The following is a 16657-nucleotide window of genomic DNA, read 5'->3' as shown; positions in this document are numbered from 1 at the left end:
CCGGTCCGTCAGCGGTGGCCCCGGCGCCGGGTCTCGCCCGTCGCGGTAGCGGTCCGGGAGCGTCCGTAGACTTCATCCCGGGCCGGGCCGGTGGACCACACCGGGTCGCCGGAGGCTACGAGAGAGGCAGTCGCGTTCGCATGACTTCACTGACCATCGGCATCGTCGGCCTGCCCAACGTCGGCAAGAGCACCCTCTTCAACGCGCTGACCAAGAACGACGTACTCGCCGCGAACTACCCGTTCGCCACCATCGAGCCGAACGTCGGGGTGGTCGGCCTGCCGGACGACCGGCTGGGCAAGCTTGCCGAGATCCACGGCTCGCAGAAGATCATCCCCGCGCCGGTCTCCTTCGTCGACATCGCCGGCCTGGTCCGGGGCGCGTCGAAGGGGCAGGGCCGGGGCAACGCCTTCCTGGCCAACATCCGGGACGCCGCCGCGATCTGCCAGGTCGTCCGGGTCTTCTCCGACCCCAACGTGGTGCACGTCGACGGCAAGGTCTCGCCCGGCGACGACATCGAGACGATCAACACCGAGCTGATCCTGGCCGACCTCCAGACCATCGAGAAGGCCCTGCCCCGGCTGGAGAAGGAGGCGAAGGTCCGCAAGGACCGGGCCGCCGCCGTCACCGCCGCGAAGAAGGCGGCCGAGCTGCTCGACACCGGGGTCACCCTCTACGCGGGCGCGGCCAACGCCGGGATCGAGGTGGTCGAGCTGCGCGAGCTGCACCTGCTGACCACCAAGCCCTTCCTGTACGTCTTCAACGTCGACGAGGCGGAACTCAACAACGCCGACCTGCTCGACGAGCTGCGCCTGCTGGTCGCACCGGCCGAGGCGATCTTCATGGACGCCAAGGTCGAGTCGGAGCTGACCGACCTGCCCCCGGACGAGGCGCGGGAACTGTTGGAGTCGATCGGGCAGTCCGAGCCCGGTCTCGACCAGCTCATCCGGGTCGGCTTCCGCACCCTGGGTCTGCAGACGTACCTGACCGCCGGGCCGAAGGAGGCACGGGCCTGGACGGTCCCGATCGGGGCGACCGCGCCGGAGGCGGCCGGTGTGATCCACTCCGACTTCCAGCGCGGCTTCATCAAGGCCGAGATCGTCTCGTACGACGACCTGGTCGCCGCCGGCTCGATGGCAGCCGCCAAGGCCGCCGGCCGGGTCCGGATCGAGGGCAAGGACTACGTCATGCAGGACGGCGACGTGGTGGAGTTCCGGTTCAACGTCTGACCGCGGTCGGGGCTCGGCTCAGCCGGCCTGGGCGGCCAGGCTCGCCGCGATGGTGTCGGCGATCGGTGTCGTCGGGCGGCCGATGAGTCGGGACAGGTCACCGGGCGTGCCGGCGAGCAGACCGCGGCTGATCGCGTCGTCCACCTCGACCAGTACGTCGGCGAAGGGGGCGGGGACACCGGCGCTGGTCAGGATCGCCGCCCGCTCCGGCCCGGGCACGGAGGTGTGCACGACCGTCCGGCCGCTGCGCCGGGACACCTCCGCGGCGAACTCCTCGAAGGTCCACGCGGTGTCGCCACTCAGCTCGTACGCCTTGCCCAGGTGCCCGTCCTCGCGCAACACGACGGCCGCGGCGGCGGCGTAGTCCGCCCGGGTGGCGGTGGCGATCCGGCTGCGCGGGGTGACGTTGGTGACGACGGCGCCCCGGGTCAGGATCCCCGGCAGCTCGTTGACCGCGTACATCTCGGAGTACCAGTTGTTCCGCAGGAACGTGTACGGCAGGCCGGAGTCGAGGATGAGCCGCTCGGTCTCCCGGTGCTCGGTGGCGAGCCGGAAGTCGGCCCGGGGGCCGCCGAACACGCCGGTGTAGGCCAACTGGGCGACGCCGGTGACCCGGGCCGCCTGGATCACCGCGGCGTGCTGGGGGATGCGCCTGCCGACCTCGCTGCCGGAGATCAGCAGTACTCGGTCGCCGGGCTGGAACGCCCGGGTGAAGGTGTCCGGCTCGTCGTAGTCGGCGACGTGCAGCCCGACGCCCCGGGCCAGCAGGTCGGCCGCCCGCTCCTTGCTCCGGGCGACGGCGGTGATCGTGTCCGCCGGCACGCCCGCCGCGAGCAGGTCGGCGATGATCAGGCGGCCGAGCTGGCCGGTTGCCCCGGTGATGACGATGCTCATCTGAGTGCTTCTTCCGGTCGTCTGGCGGCGCAGGTGCACGCCGTACGTTCCGCACTCACTGTAGGAGGGGTATGGGCTCTGGTGACAGTACCCACTTCTGAGTAAGGTAGTGACGTGAGCGTAACCGAGAATTCGACTCCCGCCGGTCGGGTTCCGCCCAAGTCGCCCGGCACGGCGCCCGACGTCAACCGGGTGGACTGCCCGTCCCGGGGGGTGCTCGAACATGTCACCAGCCGTTGGGGCGTGCTGGTGCTGGCCGCGCTGCTGCACCGGTCGTACCGGTTCAGCGAGCTGCGCCGCCAGGTCGGCGGGGTGAGCGAGAAGATGTTGGCGCAGACCCTCCAGACCCTGGAGCGGGACGGCTTCGTGCACCGCGCCGCCAGACCGGTGATCCCGCCCCGGGTGGACTACTCGCTGACCCCGACCGGACGGGAGGTCGCGGAGCAGGTGTCGGCGCTGGCCCGCTGGGTCGAGGGCCGGCTGGACGACGTCCTCGCCGCCCGGAAGGCGTACGACGCGACGCGGGAAGCCTGAGCGTCGGCGCGTCCGTCCCGGGGGCGTCCCCGGACGGCGACCGGCCGGACACCAGTCCGGTGGACGGTCACGAGATGTAGTGCAGGATCACGTTGTGTACGTGGTGACTCTTCTGGTCGCCACGGAACTCCACCTCGTAGGTGTGGGTGCCGACGTTGATCGCGATGGCGCCGGTGGAGAAGAACGAACCGCCCCAGGACTTGTTGCTGACCACGCTCACGCTGGTGATCTTCGAGTACGGGATGCTGGTGATCGCGAACTTCTTGCCGACGAACGACTTGTCCTGGATGATCACGCGTCGGTCGGTCAGCCCGATGAACCCGGTGCCCGTGCCGATGGCGTCGTAGACGGCGATGACCTGTTCCCCGTCGAGCAGGCCGCTCTCGATCTGCTTGAGCTGCTCGCGACGGTCAAAGGTGACGTTGGCCATGATCCGAGGGTAGGAGGGGCCCGCCACCACCGCACCGCCCAGCCGGGTCGCCGGGTCCGAGGAGACGGGGCCGGGGCCTCGCCCGGTCAGTTCGGAGCGGTCACCGCGCGGTAGACGTCCTCGATCCGGGCGGCGAGCGTGACCTCACCCTCGGTGATCTCGCTGTCGTCGCGGGGGCCGATCCTGATCTGGGTGTGCCCGTCCAGTCGCCGCACCTCCGGGCGGAGATGCAGCGCGTCCGCGATGATCTTTATCCGCTCGGTGAGAGCTGCGTGCTGGGTGTCGTCGAGGATGAGGGTCCTCTTGATCTGCTGTCCCTCGCGGGTCCAGCCGCCCAGTAGGGTGAGTGCGTCGCTCAGGTAGTCGCGGTCCATCCGGCCACCCCACAGAGCACGCATCGCCAAACCTCCCAGGCGTCGTTGCCGGCTTGTGGCCAAATCGTCGCCATCCCGTGTCTCGGTCGGTGCTCCCTAGTCTGTCGCTGGCCGGCTGGTGTGTCCACGTCCACCCTTCCGTCTTCTGTTGGCCGGTGGGTCCGGCGCAGCTACCCGAATTCCCGATTGATCTGGCACGCTGGACGTCCGTGCGGACCGATTGGGCGAATGGTAACGACCGGGATGGGTCGACCAGGGGACATTCCGGGCGCGGACGGCGGGAGCCGAAGGTCGTGGTGGGAGCGGCCATCGTGGTCGCCGGCCGGGTACTCGGCTGTGCGCGATCTCACCCGCCCGAGGTCGCCGGCCGGTGGGAGTTCCCGGGCGGCAAGGTCGAGCCGGGCGAGTCCGAGGTCGCCGCGCTGGTCCGGGAGTGTGCCGAGGAGCTGGGCGTACGGGTCGAGATCGGTGACCGGATCGGCCGGGATGTCCCGATGGGGCATGGCCGCTCGGTGCTCCGGGTCTATCTGGCCGCACTGGTCGACGGGGACCAGCCGCAACCCCTGGAGCACTCCGAACTGCGCTGGCTGCGCCCGGAAGAGCTGGACAGCGTGCCGTGGCTGCCGGCGGACGTACCGATCATGGCGGCGCTGCGCGCGGTGTTGACCGCGTCCTGACCGGCCGGCCGGTGCTGAACACCGTCGTCCCGTCGGCCGTCGTCGGACCGCCACCCGGCCCCGGGACGCGGGCCGAGTCCACCCTCCGGTGGCTCGGCCCGCACCACGAGACGGGTCAGTCCTTGTCGCGCGGCTGCTCCGGGTGGCTGTAGTTGAGACCCTCGGCCGGCAGCGGGAAGGTCACGTCGTCACCGAACGGTGAGGGCGCGGCCGCCTTGTCGAAGGTGAACTCGCTGATCGCCAACCGACCCCGGGAGTCCAGTGGGGGCGCGGTCGGGTGCGGGACCTGCCGGCCCCAGTGCACACCGTGCTCCGCCCCGGCCTCGGCCTCGGGCTCGTGCGAACCGCCCGCGTGCGAGTGCACCGAGCCGAGTTCGTCCGGGTCGCGCGGGGTCTGGCCCTGCGCGGCCTCGTTCTGCTTGCCACGGCGGAAGATCTTGCTACCGAGCCACACAACTGGATCGTACCGTCGGTCGACGACGCGTTCCTTCATTGGGATGATCGCGTTGTCAGTGATCTTGATGTGCTCGGGGCAGACCTCGGTGCAGCACTTGGTGATGTTGCAGTAGCCGAGACCCTGCGACGCCTGGGCGTACTCCTTGCGGTCCGTCTTCGCGTCCAGCGGGTGCATGTCCAGCTCGGCGGCGCGGATGAAGTAGCGCGGCCCGGAGAAGGCGACCTTGTTCTCCTCGTGGTCCCGGACCACGTGGCAGGTGTTCTGGCACAGGAAGCACTCGATGCACTTGCGGAACTCCTGCGACCGCTCGACGTCGACCTGCTGCATCCGGTAGTCACCCGGCGCCAGCTCGGTCGGCGGGGCGAACGCCGGGGTCTCCCGGGCCTTCTCGTAGTTGTACGAGACGTCGGTGACCAGGTCCCGGATCACCGGGAAGGTCCGCAGCGGGGTGATGGTGACCGTCTCGTTCTCCTCGAACGTCGACATCCGGGTCATGCAGCCCAACCGGGGCATGCCGTTGATCTCCATCGAGCAGGAGCCGCACTTGCCGGCCTTGCAGTTCCACCGGCAGGCCAGGTCCGGCGCCTCGGTCGCCTGCAACCGGTGGATGACGTCGAGGACCACCTCGCCCTCGTTCACCTGCACCTGGTAGTCGGTCAGCTCCCCGCCCGACTCGTCCCCGCGCCAGACCTGGAAGTGGCGGGTGGTGCCGGCCTTGCCGGTGCCGCCCGGCGCGTTCTGTGTCGCCATTACTTGGCCGCCTCCTCAGCGTGCGCCTCTGCGGTGAGGGCGTCGAAGTCCGCCAGCTCCTCTTCGGTCAGGTACTTGGCCAGCTCGGTGCGGTCGAAGAGCTGGATCAGCTCGCCCCGCATCTTCGGCAGCGGCTTGTGCTCCAGGCGTACCTTGTCGCCGTCGAGCGAGCAGACCAGGTTGACCGTGCGCCACTGCGGCGCCATGGTCGGGAAGTCCTCTCGGGTGTGGCCACCCCGGGACTCCTCGCGCTCCAGCGCCGCCCGGGCGGTGCACTCCGAGACCACCAGCATGTTGCGCAGGTCCAGCGCCAGGTGCCAGCCGGGGTTGTAGCGGCGGCCGCCGGCCACCGCCACCCGGGTCACCCGGTCCCGCAGGTCGGCCAGCTTGACCAGCGACTCCTCCAGCTCGCCCTTGCGCCGGATGATGCCGACCAGGTCGCCCATCACCGCCTGGAGGTCCTGCTGCAAGGTGTACGGGTTCTCCCCGCCCTCGCGCTCCAGCGGGGCCAGCGCCCGGTCCACCGCGGCCTCGACGTCCGCCGCCGACACCTTCGGACGGGCGGCCAGCCCTCCGGCGTACGACGAGGCGTGCTCGCCGGCCCGCTTGCCGAAGACCAGCAGGTCGGAGAGGGAGTTGCCGCCGAGCCGGTTGGAGCCGTGCATGCCGCCGGAGACCTCACCGGCGGCGAAGAGCCCCTGCACGTGTCCGGCCGCCGCGCCGCTGTCCGGCTCGACCTCGACACCACCCATCACGTAGTGGCAGGTCGGCCCGACCTCCATCGGCTCGGCCGTGATGTCGACGTCGGCCAGCTCCTTGAACTGGTGGTACATCGAGGGCAGCCGGCGGCGTACCTCCTCGGCCGGCAGCCGGCTGGCGATGTCCAGGTAGACGCCGCCGGCCGGCGTACCCCGACCGGCCTTGACCTCGGCGTTGATCGCCCGGGCCACCTCGTCCCGGGGCAGCAGCTCCGGCGGGCGCCGGTTGTTGTCCGGGTCGGTGTACCAGCGGTCCGCCTCCTCCTCGGTCTCCGCGTACTGCTTGCGGAAGACGTCGGGGACGTAGTTGAACATGAACCGCTGGCCTTCGGAGTTCTTCAGCACCCCGCCGTCGCCCCGGACCGACTCGGTGACCAGGATGCCCTTCACCGAGGGTGGCCAGACCATGCCGGTCGGGTGGAACTGGAGGAACTCCATGTTGATCAGCGTCGCGCCGGCCCGCAGCGCCAGCGCGTGCCCGTCCCCGGTGTACTCCCAGGAGTTCGAGGTGACCTTGTAGGACCGGCCGACCCCGCCGGTGGCCAGCACCACGGCCGGAGCCTCGAAGAGGACGAACTCGCCGGACTCCCGGTAGTAGCCGAACGCGCCGGCGATCTTGTCCCCGTCGAGCAGCAGCTCGGTGATGGTGGTCTCGGCGAAGACCTTGATCCGGGCCTCGTAGTCGCCGTGCGCCTTCTTGTCCTCCTGCTGCAACGAGACGATCTTCTGTTGCAGGGTGCGGATCAGCTCCAGGCCGGTCCGGTCACCGACGTGCGCCAGCCGCGGGTACTCGTGGCCGCCGAAGTTGCGCTGCGAGATCTTCCCGTCCTTGGTGCGGTCGAAGAGCGCACCGTACGTCTCCAACTCCCAGATCCGCTGCGGCGACTCCTTGGCGTGCAGCTCGGCCATCCGGAAGTTGTTCAGGAACTTGCCGCCCCGCATGGTGTCCCGGAAGTGCACCTGCCAGTTGTCCCGGCTGTTCACGTTCCCCATCGCGGCGGCGGCGCCGCCCTCGGCCATCACGGTGTGGGCCTTGCCGAACAGCGACTTCGAAATGATCGCCGTGCGCTTCCCGGCCAGCCGGGCCTCGATCGCCGCGCGGAGGCCGGCACCACCGGCACCGATGACGACGACGTCGTAGTGGTGTCGTTCGATTCGGGTAGTCATGTCAGAGGCCCTTTAGTTGATGAACCGCAGGTCGTCGAACCAGTTGGCGGAGAGCGCCATGACGTAGAAGTCGGTCAGCGCCAGGGTGCCCAGGGTGATCCAGGCGAGCTGCATGTGCCGGACGTTGAGCTTGGAGACGAACGTCCAGAACCGGTACCGCACCGGGTGCTGGGAGAAGTGCTTCAACCGGCCGCCCGCGATGTGCCGGCAGGAGTGGCAGGAGAGCGTGTACGCCCAGAGCATCACCACGTTGCCGAGCAGGACCAGGTTGCCGAGGCCGAAGCCGAAGCCCTTCGGGCTGTGGAAGGCGAGGACCGCGTCCCAGCTGTTGATCAGCGAGATGATCACGGCGGCGTAGAAGGTGTAGCGGTGCAGGTTCTGGCCGAGCAGCGGGAAGCGGGTCTCGCCGGTGTAGGTCTTGTGCCCGTCCGGGACCGCGCAGGCCGGCGGCGAGAGCCAGAACGACCGGTAGTAAGCCTTGCGGTAGTAGTAGCAGGTGAGCCGGAACAGCAGCAGGAACGGCAGGGTCAGCGCGGCGTCCGGAATGAACCACCAGCCGGGGAGCACCCGGCCGAAGTGCGCCGCCTCGGGGATGCAGGCTTCCGTCACGCACGGCGAGTAGAACGGGGTCAGGTAGTGGTAGTCCGCGACCCAGTAGAAGTCGTGCATGAATACCCGCACCGTGGCGTACGTGACCCAGGCGCCGAGCCCGATCACCGTGATCAGTGGAGCGAACCACCAGCGGTCGGTACGCAGGGTTTTTGCCGTGATGGCCGCGCGCTGGCGCACGCTCCCCGGCAGTCCGGCCGGAGGTGGGGCCGTCCTCGTAGTCATCTATGTCTCCCTGACGGGGCCCGGTCTGGCTGACGGGCACGGATGGTGTTCCGGCGGGGCGCGCGGGGGCAGGGGAGGACCCGCAGCCGCGCTACCTGCGTCCGCGTCGGTGCACACGTTACGCCGCACGTTGACAGGCACATGCGCAAGGGAGTCTCGCGGGTTTCCCGCCGATTACGAAAGTCCTGTTCCCGGATCCGGGCGCGGTTGTGCATAACTTCACTCGGTGACACCCGCCGTGCCGGGTACGGCCGGATCGGTGCGGCCGAGCGGGGCACGGACAAATTCAGGTCGGCTGCGGAACGTGAACCGCTGACAGGTCTGGTGCGCCGCCTACAGGTCGGGCGCGCCGAGTCTGCGGGCGGCCGAGGCACACTCCTCGGGCCCGTGCTGCAACCGGTCCACCACAGGTCGGCCGGCCGGATCGCGCGGCGCGATGAAGAACGCCGGCTCACCGTTGGTCACCTGCCGGTCGAGTGCGTCCGCGTAACTGGCCCGGGCGTCGACCAGCCGCTGCCAGGATTCGCCACGAGCGCCGCGACCGCCGCGGTCGTCGTCCGGGTCGTCGTCGCGGTCGTCGTCCCACCAGCCGCGTAGTCGCTCGATTTCGGACAGGAACGGCCGCACGGCGGCGTTCTCGTCCCGGATCGCCGCCGCCCGCGCGCCCGGGCTTCCGGTGGCACCCGGCGGGGTCAACCGGTTGAGCCGCCTCTCCAGCTCGCGGCAGGCGGAATCGCCCCGGGCCTGCGCCGTCCGCTCGCGGTCGGACTCCCGGGCGAACCGGCCCAGACCGGCCGCGAACGCGCCGAGGCAGCCGCAGACCAGCAGTACCAGGACCGCCGCACCGGCGATTCCGGCGATGGTCAGCCGGCGGCGCCGCCGGGCGGCCGCGTCGGGCGGACGTCGCTGCCCGGCCGGCTGGTCGGTGCCGGCCGGCGCACCCGGGGGTACGTCGCCGGCTCTGCTCGCCGGCTCGGCCCGGGCCGGGCTGTCGGACCCGTACCGGGAGCCGGAGCCCGCGTCGTCGGCGGGGGTGGTCGCGTCGTCCGTCACGCCACACAGTGAAGCACCGTGACGCGATCCGGGCATCCCCGTGCGGGGGGACGGGGACGTTCCGCCGTCCTGGAGACCGGTCAGCCGGAGGCGCCGCCGGTGAAGTTCCACGAGGCCAGCCGGAGCGGCGGCGCCGACCACCACGCGTTGCTGAAGGTCTGGGACTGCAACGCCGAGTGCCGGCCGATCCCGAGTACGGCACCGGGGGCGAGCGCCTGCGGGTAGGACTGGGTGAACCGGAAGTTCTGCACCGCGGCGGCCACCTCACCGTCCTCGATCAGCCACACCCCGTTGCGGGTGAGCCCGGTGACGACCAGACTCCTCGGGTCGAGGACCCGGGTGTACCAGAGGTCGGTGACCAGCAGCCCGCGCCCTACCTGGGCGACCAGCGCGGCGCTGTCCGCGTCGACCACCGGCCCGGAGACCTCGCCCGGCCTGGTCACACCGTTCGGCGAGGCGGCCGGTGCCAGCCCGAGGTGCAGCGGGACCGCCCCGAAGGCCGCCCCGCCCGGTACGGCGTGTCCGGTCGAGGCGGTGCCGGCCTCGGCGGCGGTGCGCCGGTCGTGCGCGACCGTCCGGGTGATGCCGTGCTCGACCAGCGCGACCGGGACCCGAGGGCTGCCCTCGGCGTCGAACGGCAGCGCCGGGCCGGCCAGCGCGTCGTCCAGCAGGGTGACCGACCGGTCGAACTGTTCCTCCCCGGGCACGGCGAACGAGCGCTGCTCGTTGTACGCCTTGCCGTTGAAGCCGTACGTCGAGAGGTTCTGCAGCAGGTCGGCGACGGCGGTCGGCTCCAGCACCACCTCGTACCGCCCCGGGGGCAGTTCGACGGGGGCGACGCCGGCCCGCGCCTTCACCGAGGCCCGCGCGCCGAGTACGCCGCCGGCCAGGTCGGCGAGGCGGAACGAGCCCACCCGGGCCACCCCGTCCGCGCCACCGCACCGGGCGATCCCGTCCATCGCCGCCTCGGTGCTCCGCCCGGTCACCGCGTGCCCGGCCGTGTTGGCGAAGGCACCGGTCCGCTGCCCGGTACGGCAGTAGCCGGCCGCCTCCAGCCCACCGGCCGTCTCGACGAACTCGCGTACCCGCTCAGCCCGCTGCTCCGGCCCGGCCACGGCGGTGGCCTCGTCCCAGTTGCCACTCCCGTCCACGGTGGTCGGTGGGGTCAGCCCCGGCCAGCCCGGGTCGGGCGGGCAGTGCCGGACCGCCTCGACGGTACGTTCGACCAGGTCACGCACTCCTTCGGCGTTCACCACAGTGGACGACGCGGTGGCGGTACGCCCGTCGAGGTGCAGCCGCAGCCGCACGGTCGTGACGGCGTCGGCCATGTTCTGGTGGATGAAGGAGTTCGCGAACCTGGTCAGCGCCAGCTCGGCGTGCTCGGTGCCGACCTCCGCCTCGGCACCCGGCCCGGCGACCTGCCGGACGAGTTCGACGACCTGGCCGGCGAGGTCGAGTGGGGATGTCATCGCTGCCTCCATAGCCTCGCGCCGGGCAGGTACCCCTGCCGACTCGTCATCCGTTCTCGTCCTTCGTTCGCGACTGCGGGGCTCGCAGACCCGGCTCACTCCTCGCGCTCACCCGTTCTCGTCCTTCGTTCGCGACTGCGGGGCTCGCAGACCCGGCTCACTCCTCGCGCTCACCCGTGCCTGCCTTTCGTTCGCGACTGCGGGGCTCGCAGACCCGGCTCACTCCTCGCGCTCACCCGTGGACTCCGACCCGGACGTTGGTGAAGCGGGCGGGGGCGGCGGGGTGGCCGGTGTGGCCGATCTGGCCGGGCTGCCCCTTGCCGCAGTTCGGCGTACCCCAGGCGACGGTCTCCGCGGAGAGCATGTCCATCGACCGCCAGAACTGCGGGCCGATCCCGGTGTAGGTCGGGTTGCGCAGCATCCGGCCCCGCCGGCCCTTCTTGACCTCCCAGCCGATCTCGCAGCCGAACTGGAAGTTCAGCCGCTTGTCGTCGATCGACCAGGAGCGGTTGAGGTCCATCAGTACGCCGTCGTCGGTGGCCGCGATGATCTCGTCCAGGGTGTGCGGGCCGGGCTCCAGCCCGACGTTCGTCATCCGGACCATCGGCAACCGGGCCCAGCCGTCGGCCCGGACGCTGCCGGCGTAGTCCAGCCCGGCGATCGCCGCCGAGTCCCGGCCGGCGAGCGTGCCCACCCAGCGTCCCTCCCGGACCGCGTCGCGCTTGGCCGCCGGGGTCCCCTCGTCGTCGAAGCCGAAGCTGCCCAGCGCACCGGGGATGGTCGGGTCGATGGTGATGTTCATCAGCTCGGAGCCGTACCGCAGCGCGCCGAGCTGGTCGAGGTCCAGCCAGGACGTACCGGCGAAGGCGGCCTCCCAGCCGAGGATCCGGTCGAGTTCGATGGCGTGCCCGACCGACTCGTGGATCTGCAACGCCATCTGCTCGCCGCCGAGGATCAGGGTCGTCTCGCCGGCCGGGCAGAGCGGCGCGGTCACCAGCTCCCGGGCCTCCTCGGCGATCCGGGCGGCGTGCGCGGTCAGGTCGAGCGAGTCGACCAGCTCCCAGCCCTGGGTGCCGTACTGGCCGCGATAGCTGGGGTAGGAGCGGCGCTGCGTCTCGCCGTCGCCGATCGCCGTCGCCGAGATCCCCGCCCCGGACTCCCGGACGTGCTGGTCGATCCGGTGACCCTCGCTGGAGACGAACCACTTGCGGGTGTCCCAGATCTGGTAGAGGCCCTCGGCCAGGTCGGCGCCGTGTTCCCGGGACGTCCCGGTGGCCCGGACCAGCAGGTCGCCCTTGTCGGACAGCGGCACCGAGAGCGGGTCGACCGCGCAGGGCGAACTCCACGACCCGGTGCTGGCCGGCACCGGAAGCAGACTGCTGCCGGGACCGGCGACCCGGCCACTCGCGGCGGCGATCCGCGCGGCCCGCTCACCCGCCGCCCGGGCCGCCGACTCCGAGAGATCGGGTACGGCGTAGAAGCCCCACCCCGCGCCGACGAGGGCGCGTACCCCGATCCCGGCACTCTCGTCCTGGCTGACGGACTCGATCTCGCCGTTGCGGGCGGACATCGACTCGTACCGGCGGTGCATGACCCGCGCGTCGGCGTACCGGGCCCCAGCATCGAGGGCGGCCTGCACCGCCGCCGTCGCCACGTCGAACTCGGCCATCGGCATCTCTCCTCGCTGGTTCGCCCGTTCGGCGATCCGGCCGGAGCCGGACCCGATCATGGATGACCTTATGCGAGGAGCCGGGGTCAGCGAGCCGGAACACCTCGCCGGGTTTGCCGACGGCGCGCGCGACGTACTGGTCAGGTGCTGCAACGAGTGCTGTTCCGCGACGAGGATGCAAACCTTTGCCGGTTTTGTGATCACCAGTTGTAACGACTCTTTACGGAGCTTCTTTCGCGTCTGTACAGTCTGCGCACGCTGTCATCAATCAATCACGGGGGGTTGCGGTGCTTGGTGCCTGGGCGCCCAAATTTCGGCGTGTCGGTACAGGATCGCCCGGCTTGGTGGCGGCCAGCTCAGCTTCGCGGCGTGGCGTGCGACGTCGGGTACGCCGCGGTCTGGCCTTGTGGGTGGTGGCGGTGGTCGCGGCGGCAGGCGGCGTCTTGGTCGATCCCGGACCGTGGCGTACTGCTGCGGCGGCTCCGGCCCCGGTCTGCACGGGAGTCGCTGATTCTGAGGCTCAGGCGTCCGCGCTGGCGGTGGCCTGTGCCGAACCTGTCGTGGTCGACGGTTCGCAGACGGAGTTCTCCCAGGTGGTGGCGCAGCCGGACGGGCGGTTCCTGTTCGAGTCCGCGGCCGTGCCGCAGCGTACCTATCGGGCGGGGGGTTGGGTCGATGTCGACCTGGGCCTTGTCCCTGCCGAGGGCGGCCTGTGGCGGCCAGCCGCATCAGTGGCCGACGTGGCCTTTTCGGCCGGTGGTCCTGGTCCGCTGGCGACGCTGGTCAGCGAGGGCCGGACCCTGGTGATGTCGTGGCCGGGTGGTGCGCTGCCGACGCCGACCGTCTCCGGTGAACTAGCGACGTACCCGAACGTGTTGCCCGATGTGGACCTGGTGGTTCGGGCGACCTGGACGGGGTTCAGCCATGTTTTCGTGGTCAAGTCGGCGAGTGCCGCGGCGAATCCGGCGGTGCGTCAGATTCGGTTCGGGCTCGGCGGCGATGCGCAGGTGCTTTCCGGGCCGGATGGCGGGCTTCGGGCGGTGGTGGGCTCACGCGAGATCGCTTCGGCGGAGCCGCCGGTGATGTGGGACTCGCGTACGGGCGCGGCGGGGCGTTCCGCCGGGGCGCAGGCGTCGCCGGAGGGATCGGAGTCGACAGCCGCGGCGGCTGGCGACGCTGCCAGGGTCGCGCCGGTGGAGGTGGAGGTCTCTGGCGGGGACCTGCTGCTGCGACCGGACGCGGAGCTTCTCACCGCGCCGGACACGGTATTCCCGTTGTATGTCGACCCGGCGTGGTCCGTCTACAAGACGAAGTGGGCGTACGCGACCAACAACGGCTCGTCGAACACCGACTACAGCGCGGCCCGGGTGGGGTTGAATCCGGATACCGGCGCCCTCTACCGGTCGTTCTTCCAGTTCTCGACGACGGCGAACGGCGTGTCCTTGCGGGGCAAGCACATCGAGTCGGCCTACGTGCAGATGAAACTCGACCACTCCTGGTCGTGTGACGACACGGTGGCGTCGATGTACTGGACGTCGGCGATCAACGCCACGCCGAAGGCTTCGTGGTCTATCGGGCTGAAAGCGTTCATGGACTCCGCCTCCGGCCACGCCAACGAGTCTGGCGGATGCGAGTCGATCCAGCCCGACATGATCATGAACTTTTCAGGTTCGGGGGTGACCAGTCGGCTGCGAACCGTGGCGACCGACGGGTCGTCCAGCGTCACGGTCGGGTTCACGGCTCGAGCCTCCGACGGTTCGGGCGAGTCGACGCAAGGTCGCTGGAAGAAGTTCTTCCCCAACAGCGCGAAGCTCTACGTGGACTATGACACCAAGCCTGGCCAGCCCAACGGCCTGCAGGTTGCCGGGGTGGCCTGCCCAACTTCGGGTGTACTGACGGTCGGCACGTTGAGCCCCACCCTGTCGGCGGTGTTCCCCGACGCCGACAAGGCCGACTCGTTGACCGGAACATTCGAATGGATCGAGGTGCCGGCCGGTGGGATGGGTTCGGTGACCGACACGTCGCCGACGCGGAAGTCCGCTCCGCCGGCCAGGACGGGTATCACCCCGAACGCCCGAGCGACGAGTAACACGGTGTCGATCGTTGCCGACAAGACGTATGCCTTCCGGGCCAGGGGCACCGACAAGCCGCCGTACTCGCTGCCCAGCGTGTGGTCGGCGTGGTGCCAGTTCACGGCGGACACCACGGTGCCGCCGGTCGAGGCGAAGGTGGTGACCGCGCCGGCCGGTCCCGGCACGACCGGCAGGGTCCGGTTCGAGTCGACGGCCTCCGACGTGACCAAGTTCAGGTACGGCTGGGATGCCGCGACGAAGGAGGTTCCGGCCCAGGGCTCGAATCCGAGGTACGCGGAGGTCGACCTGACGGCGCCGAGCTTCGGCCGCAATGTGCTGTTGGTCAAGGCCATCGATGCCACCCTGAACGAGGGGAACGGGTCGGTCGAGTTCACCGTCGGGCGGCCGGCACCACCGATTGCCGAGTGGGGGCTGCAGACCTATCCGGGCGTCGATCAGGCGGCGGCGCTGGCCGACGGGCAACCGGCCCCGATCGATTCCTCGCTGACGGCCACGAATGTTGCCTGGGCCAACGGCGTACGAATGGTCGGTGGTCAGACCGCCGCCTTCAACGGCTCCTCCTCCGCGGCGACGACCGCCGCCAGCGTGGTGGACACCACCCGGTCGTTCAGCGTCGCTGCCTGGGTCCGTCTCGGTGCCGTCCCCACCACCGCTGACGTCAAGGTCGTTGCCCAGTCGGGTGTCGACGCGGCAGGGTTCGAGCTGGGAGTGCGTCGGATGGGCACCCCGTTGACGCCGTACTGGTCGTTCGTGATGAAGGACACCGCGGCTCAGTCGAGCACCACCCGGGCGGCAGTCTCGACGGCGGCGATCACGGGGGCGGACGTGGGGCGGTGGACCCATCTCGCCGGCGTGTACGACGCGACGGAGAAGATGCTCCGGCTGTATGTCAACGGTCAGCAGGTGGCGGAGGCGGAGCGCACCGCGGCGCCGTGGCCGGCGTCGGGTCGGCTGGTGGTGGGCCACAGCTTCAATGCCGGCGCGGTCGCGCTCTGGTGGAACGGCGCCATCGCTGACGTGCAGGTCTTCGATCGGGTGCTCGTGCGGCACGACTTCACCGGCCAGTTGGCGATGGACCCACTCTCCGGCGGATTCAACGAGCCGGGAATCCTGACGCCGGTCCAGGTGGGGAACTGGGACTTCGAGGCTGCGGCACCCTGCTATCTGGCCAACCTGAAGGACACCTGCGAGGCGCCGGAGACAGTGACGGGGTGGGGCCGGTGGCTGGCGTTGACCCGGGGTGCCGCTGTCGGGGCAGGCCGCTCGACCAGCGGTTCCGGGCTCTGGCTGGACTACGAGTACTTCCCGGAGGAGGGCCACACCGAGCCGGCTGAGGAATATGGCCGTAGTGCGGTCAAGACGGGCGTGACACCCCCCGACAGCGAGGGCCGGGAGTTCACCACCTGGCAGGAGACGCCGGTACTGCGTACCGATGACTCCTTCACGATGTCCGCCTGGGTGACGCTGGACCGCCTGGACGGGATGCGTACCGCGGTGGCTCAGCGAGGAGCGCACGAGAGCGCGGCCTGGCTGAAGTACTCCTCCGGGGACGGCAAATGGCAGTTCAACGTGAGCGCTGAGGATGTCAACCCCTCCGTCACAACGGGGGTCAGTTCGACATCGGCACCGGAAACCGGGGTGTGGACGCATCTGGCCGGTGTGTACGACGCGTCCCGTAGCGAGATCCGCCTCTACGTGAACGGCGAACTGGAGGGCCGGCGGACGATCTCGTTCAGGCCGATGAGTTCGTCCGGTCCGTTGCTCGTCGGTCGGGTGCTGTGGCACGACGGGAGCATGGACCAGTGGACCGGCGGCATCGACGATGTCGCGGTGTTCCAGGGCGCGATGAGCGATGCCTCGATGTTCGAGTGGTACAACGCGCAGATCCCGGTGACCCCGGGGACGAATGTGCTCACGCGCGGGGAGGAGCTGACCGAGGGCCAGTATCTTCGCTCGGACATCGGTAACTATCAGCTCCTGATGCAGGACGACGGCAACCTGGTTCTCTACCAGGCGGGTTATCCGCTGTGGGACACCGCGACCTGGGGCAATCCCGGTGCACACCTGCTCTTCCAGGTCGACGGAAACGTGGTGCTCTACAGCGCCGACGATGTCCCGCTGTGGGATACCGAAACCTGGGGGAGCACGGCTGACCGCCTTGTGCTCCGCGACGACGGGGAACTCGTCCTGCTCGACACGAATGGTCAGGTCATGTGGCGGCGGTGACCGGGTGACAGCTATCGATTCGCTCTCAAGACGTGGTGGCGGG

Annotated in this window: 12 protein-coding genes and 2 pseudogenes; 4 read left to right on the top strand and 10 right to left on the bottom strand. The window is 70.1% G+C overall.

Annotated elements, in window-relative coordinates; all coding sequences use genetic code 11:
* Positions 1-140: 140 nt before the first annotated feature.
* On the top strand, positions 141-1229 hold the full coding sequence (ychF, locus tag ACQEVC_RS04005; protein WP_432873459.1) for a redox-regulated ATPase YchF: 1089 nt from the start codon (positions 141-143) through the stop codon (positions 1227-1229).
* An 18-nt stretch (positions 1230-1247) separates the two neighbouring features.
* Here the strand turns inward: ychF and ACQEVC_RS04000 are convergent, their stop codons facing one another.
* Positions 1248-2123 (bottom strand): SDR family oxidoreductase, encoded by an 876-nt coding sequence (locus tag ACQEVC_RS04000; RefSeq protein WP_432873456.1) that lies wholly within the window; start codon positions 2121-2123, stop codon positions 1248-1250.
* A 114-nt stretch (positions 2124-2237) separates the two neighbouring features.
* Here ACQEVC_RS04000 and ACQEVC_RS03995 point away from each other — a divergent pair, with 114 nt between their 5' ends.
* Positions 2238-2657, top strand: a complete 420-nt coding sequence (locus ACQEVC_RS03995) for a winged helix-turn-helix transcriptional regulator (protein WP_432873453.1) — start codon at positions 2238-2240, stop codon at positions 2655-2657.
* 67 nt (positions 2658-2724) lie between these two features.
* On the opposite strand, the gene ACQEVC_RS03990 is transcribed toward ACQEVC_RS03995, so the two are convergent.
* Positions 2725-3087: a PH domain-containing protein gene (locus tag ACQEVC_RS03990; RefSeq protein ID WP_318397569.1), complete on the bottom strand. Its 363-nt coding sequence runs from the start codon at positions 3085-3087 to the stop codon at positions 2725-2727.
* A gap of 86 nt (positions 3088-3173) precedes the next feature.
* Entirely contained in the window at positions 3174-3485 is a 312-nt protein-coding gene (locus ACQEVC_RS03985; RefSeq protein WP_432873450.1) for a 4a-hydroxytetrahydrobiopterin dehydratase, read from the bottom strand.
* A 269-nt stretch (positions 3486-3754) separates the two neighbouring features.
* On the opposite strand from ACQEVC_RS03985, the gene ACQEVC_RS03980 reads away from it, so the two are divergent.
* Entirely contained in the window at positions 3755-4138 is a 384-nt protein-coding gene (locus tag ACQEVC_RS03980; protein WP_432873447.1) for a (deoxy)nucleoside triphosphate pyrophosphohydrolase, read from the top strand.
* 115 nt (positions 4139-4253) lie between these two features.
* On the opposite strand, the pseudogene ACQEVC_RS03975 reads toward ACQEVC_RS03980, so the two are convergent.
* The 7 genes and pseudogenes from ACQEVC_RS03975 to ACQEVC_RS03945 all read right to left on the bottom strand — a co-directional run.
* Positions 4254-4505: pseudogene (locus tag ACQEVC_RS03975) on the bottom strand (succinate dehydrogenase/fumarate reductase iron-sulfur subunit); the annotation flags it as partial.
* A gap of 51 nt (positions 4506-4556) precedes the next feature.
* Positions 4557-5345: pseudogene (locus ACQEVC_RS03970) on the bottom strand (succinate dehydrogenase/fumarate reductase iron-sulfur subunit); the annotation flags it as partial.
* Positions 5345-7270, bottom strand: a complete 1926-nt coding sequence (locus ACQEVC_RS03965) for a fumarate reductase/succinate dehydrogenase flavoprotein subunit (RefSeq protein ID WP_432873445.1) — start codon at positions 7268-7270, stop codon at positions 5345-5347. The pseudogene ACQEVC_RS03970 and the gene ACQEVC_RS03965, both read right to left, overlap by 1 nt.
* A gap of 12 nt (positions 7271-7282) precedes the next feature.
* Complete coding sequence (locus tag ACQEVC_RS03960; protein ID WP_432873443.1) at positions 7283-8104, bottom strand: hypothetical protein; 822 nt, start codon at positions 8102-8104, stop codon at positions 7283-7285.
* 333 nt (positions 8105-8437) lie between these two features.
* On the bottom strand, positions 8438-9157 hold the full coding sequence (locus ACQEVC_RS03955) for a hypothetical protein (RefSeq protein WP_432873441.1): 720 nt from the start codon (positions 9155-9157) through the stop codon (positions 8438-8440).
* Between the two features lie 80 nt (positions 9158-9237).
* Complete coding sequence (locus ACQEVC_RS03950; RefSeq protein WP_432873438.1) at positions 9238-10626, bottom strand: TldD/PmbA family protein; 1389 nt, start codon at positions 10624-10626, stop codon at positions 9238-9240.
* Between the two features lie 232 nt (positions 10627-10858).
* Positions 10859-12295, bottom strand: a complete 1437-nt coding sequence (locus ACQEVC_RS03945; RefSeq protein ID WP_432873435.1) for a TldD/PmbA family protein — start codon at positions 12293-12295, stop codon at positions 10859-10861.
* Positions 12296-12693: 398 nt separating this feature from the next.
* On the opposite strand from ACQEVC_RS03945, the gene ACQEVC_RS03940 reads away from it, so the two are divergent.
* Positions 12694-16614 carry a LamG-like jellyroll fold domain-containing protein gene (locus tag ACQEVC_RS03940; RefSeq protein ID WP_432891016.1) on the top strand — a complete coding sequence of 1307 codons (3921 nt, stop codon included), beginning with the start codon at positions 12694-12696 and terminating at the stop codon, positions 16612-16614.
* The last annotated feature ends 43 nt before the right edge of the window (positions 16615-16657 follow it).

This window comes from Plantactinospora sp. CA-294935 (genome assembly GCF_050936445.1).
In the GTDB taxonomy this organism is placed as follows: Bacteria; Actinomycetota; Actinomycetes; order Mycobacteriales; family Micromonosporaceae; genus Plantactinospora.
The sequence above is the reverse complement of the archived record's forward strand: the minus strand, read 5'-3'. Positions and strand labels throughout refer to the sequence as shown.

Excerpts from the sequence above, each read along its gene's own strand:
- ychF (WP_432873459.1), top strand. The coding sequence starts at position 141 with ATGACTTCACTGACCATCGGCATCGTCGGCCTGCCCAACGTCGGCAAG.
- ACQEVC_RS04000 (WP_432873456.1), bottom strand. The coding sequence starts at position 2,123 with ATGAGCATCGTCATCACCGGGGCAACCGGCCAGCTCGGCCGCCTGATC.
- ACQEVC_RS03985 (WP_432873450.1), bottom strand. The coding sequence starts at position 3,485 with ATGCGTGCTCTGTGGGGTGGCCGGATGGACCGCGACTACCTGAGCGAC.
- ACQEVC_RS03945 (WP_432873435.1), bottom strand. The coding sequence starts at position 12,295 with ATGGCCGAGTTCGACGTGGCGACGGCGGCGGTGCAGGCCGCCCTCGAT.
- ACQEVC_RS03950 (WP_432873438.1), bottom strand. The coding sequence starts at position 10,626 with ATGACATCCCCACTCGACCTCGCCGGCCAGGTCGTCGAACTCGTCCGG.
- ACQEVC_RS03960 (WP_432873443.1), bottom strand. The coding sequence starts at position 8,104 with ATGACTACGAGGACGGCCCCACCTCCGGCCGGACTGCCGGGGAGCGTG.
- ACQEVC_RS03990 (WP_318397569.1), bottom strand. The coding sequence starts at position 3,087 with ATGGCCAACGTCACCTTTGACCGTCGCGAGCAGCTCAAGCAGATCGAG.
- ACQEVC_RS03965 (WP_432873445.1), bottom strand. The coding sequence starts at position 7,270 with ATGACTACCCGAATCGAACGACACCACTACGACGTCGTCGTCATCGGT.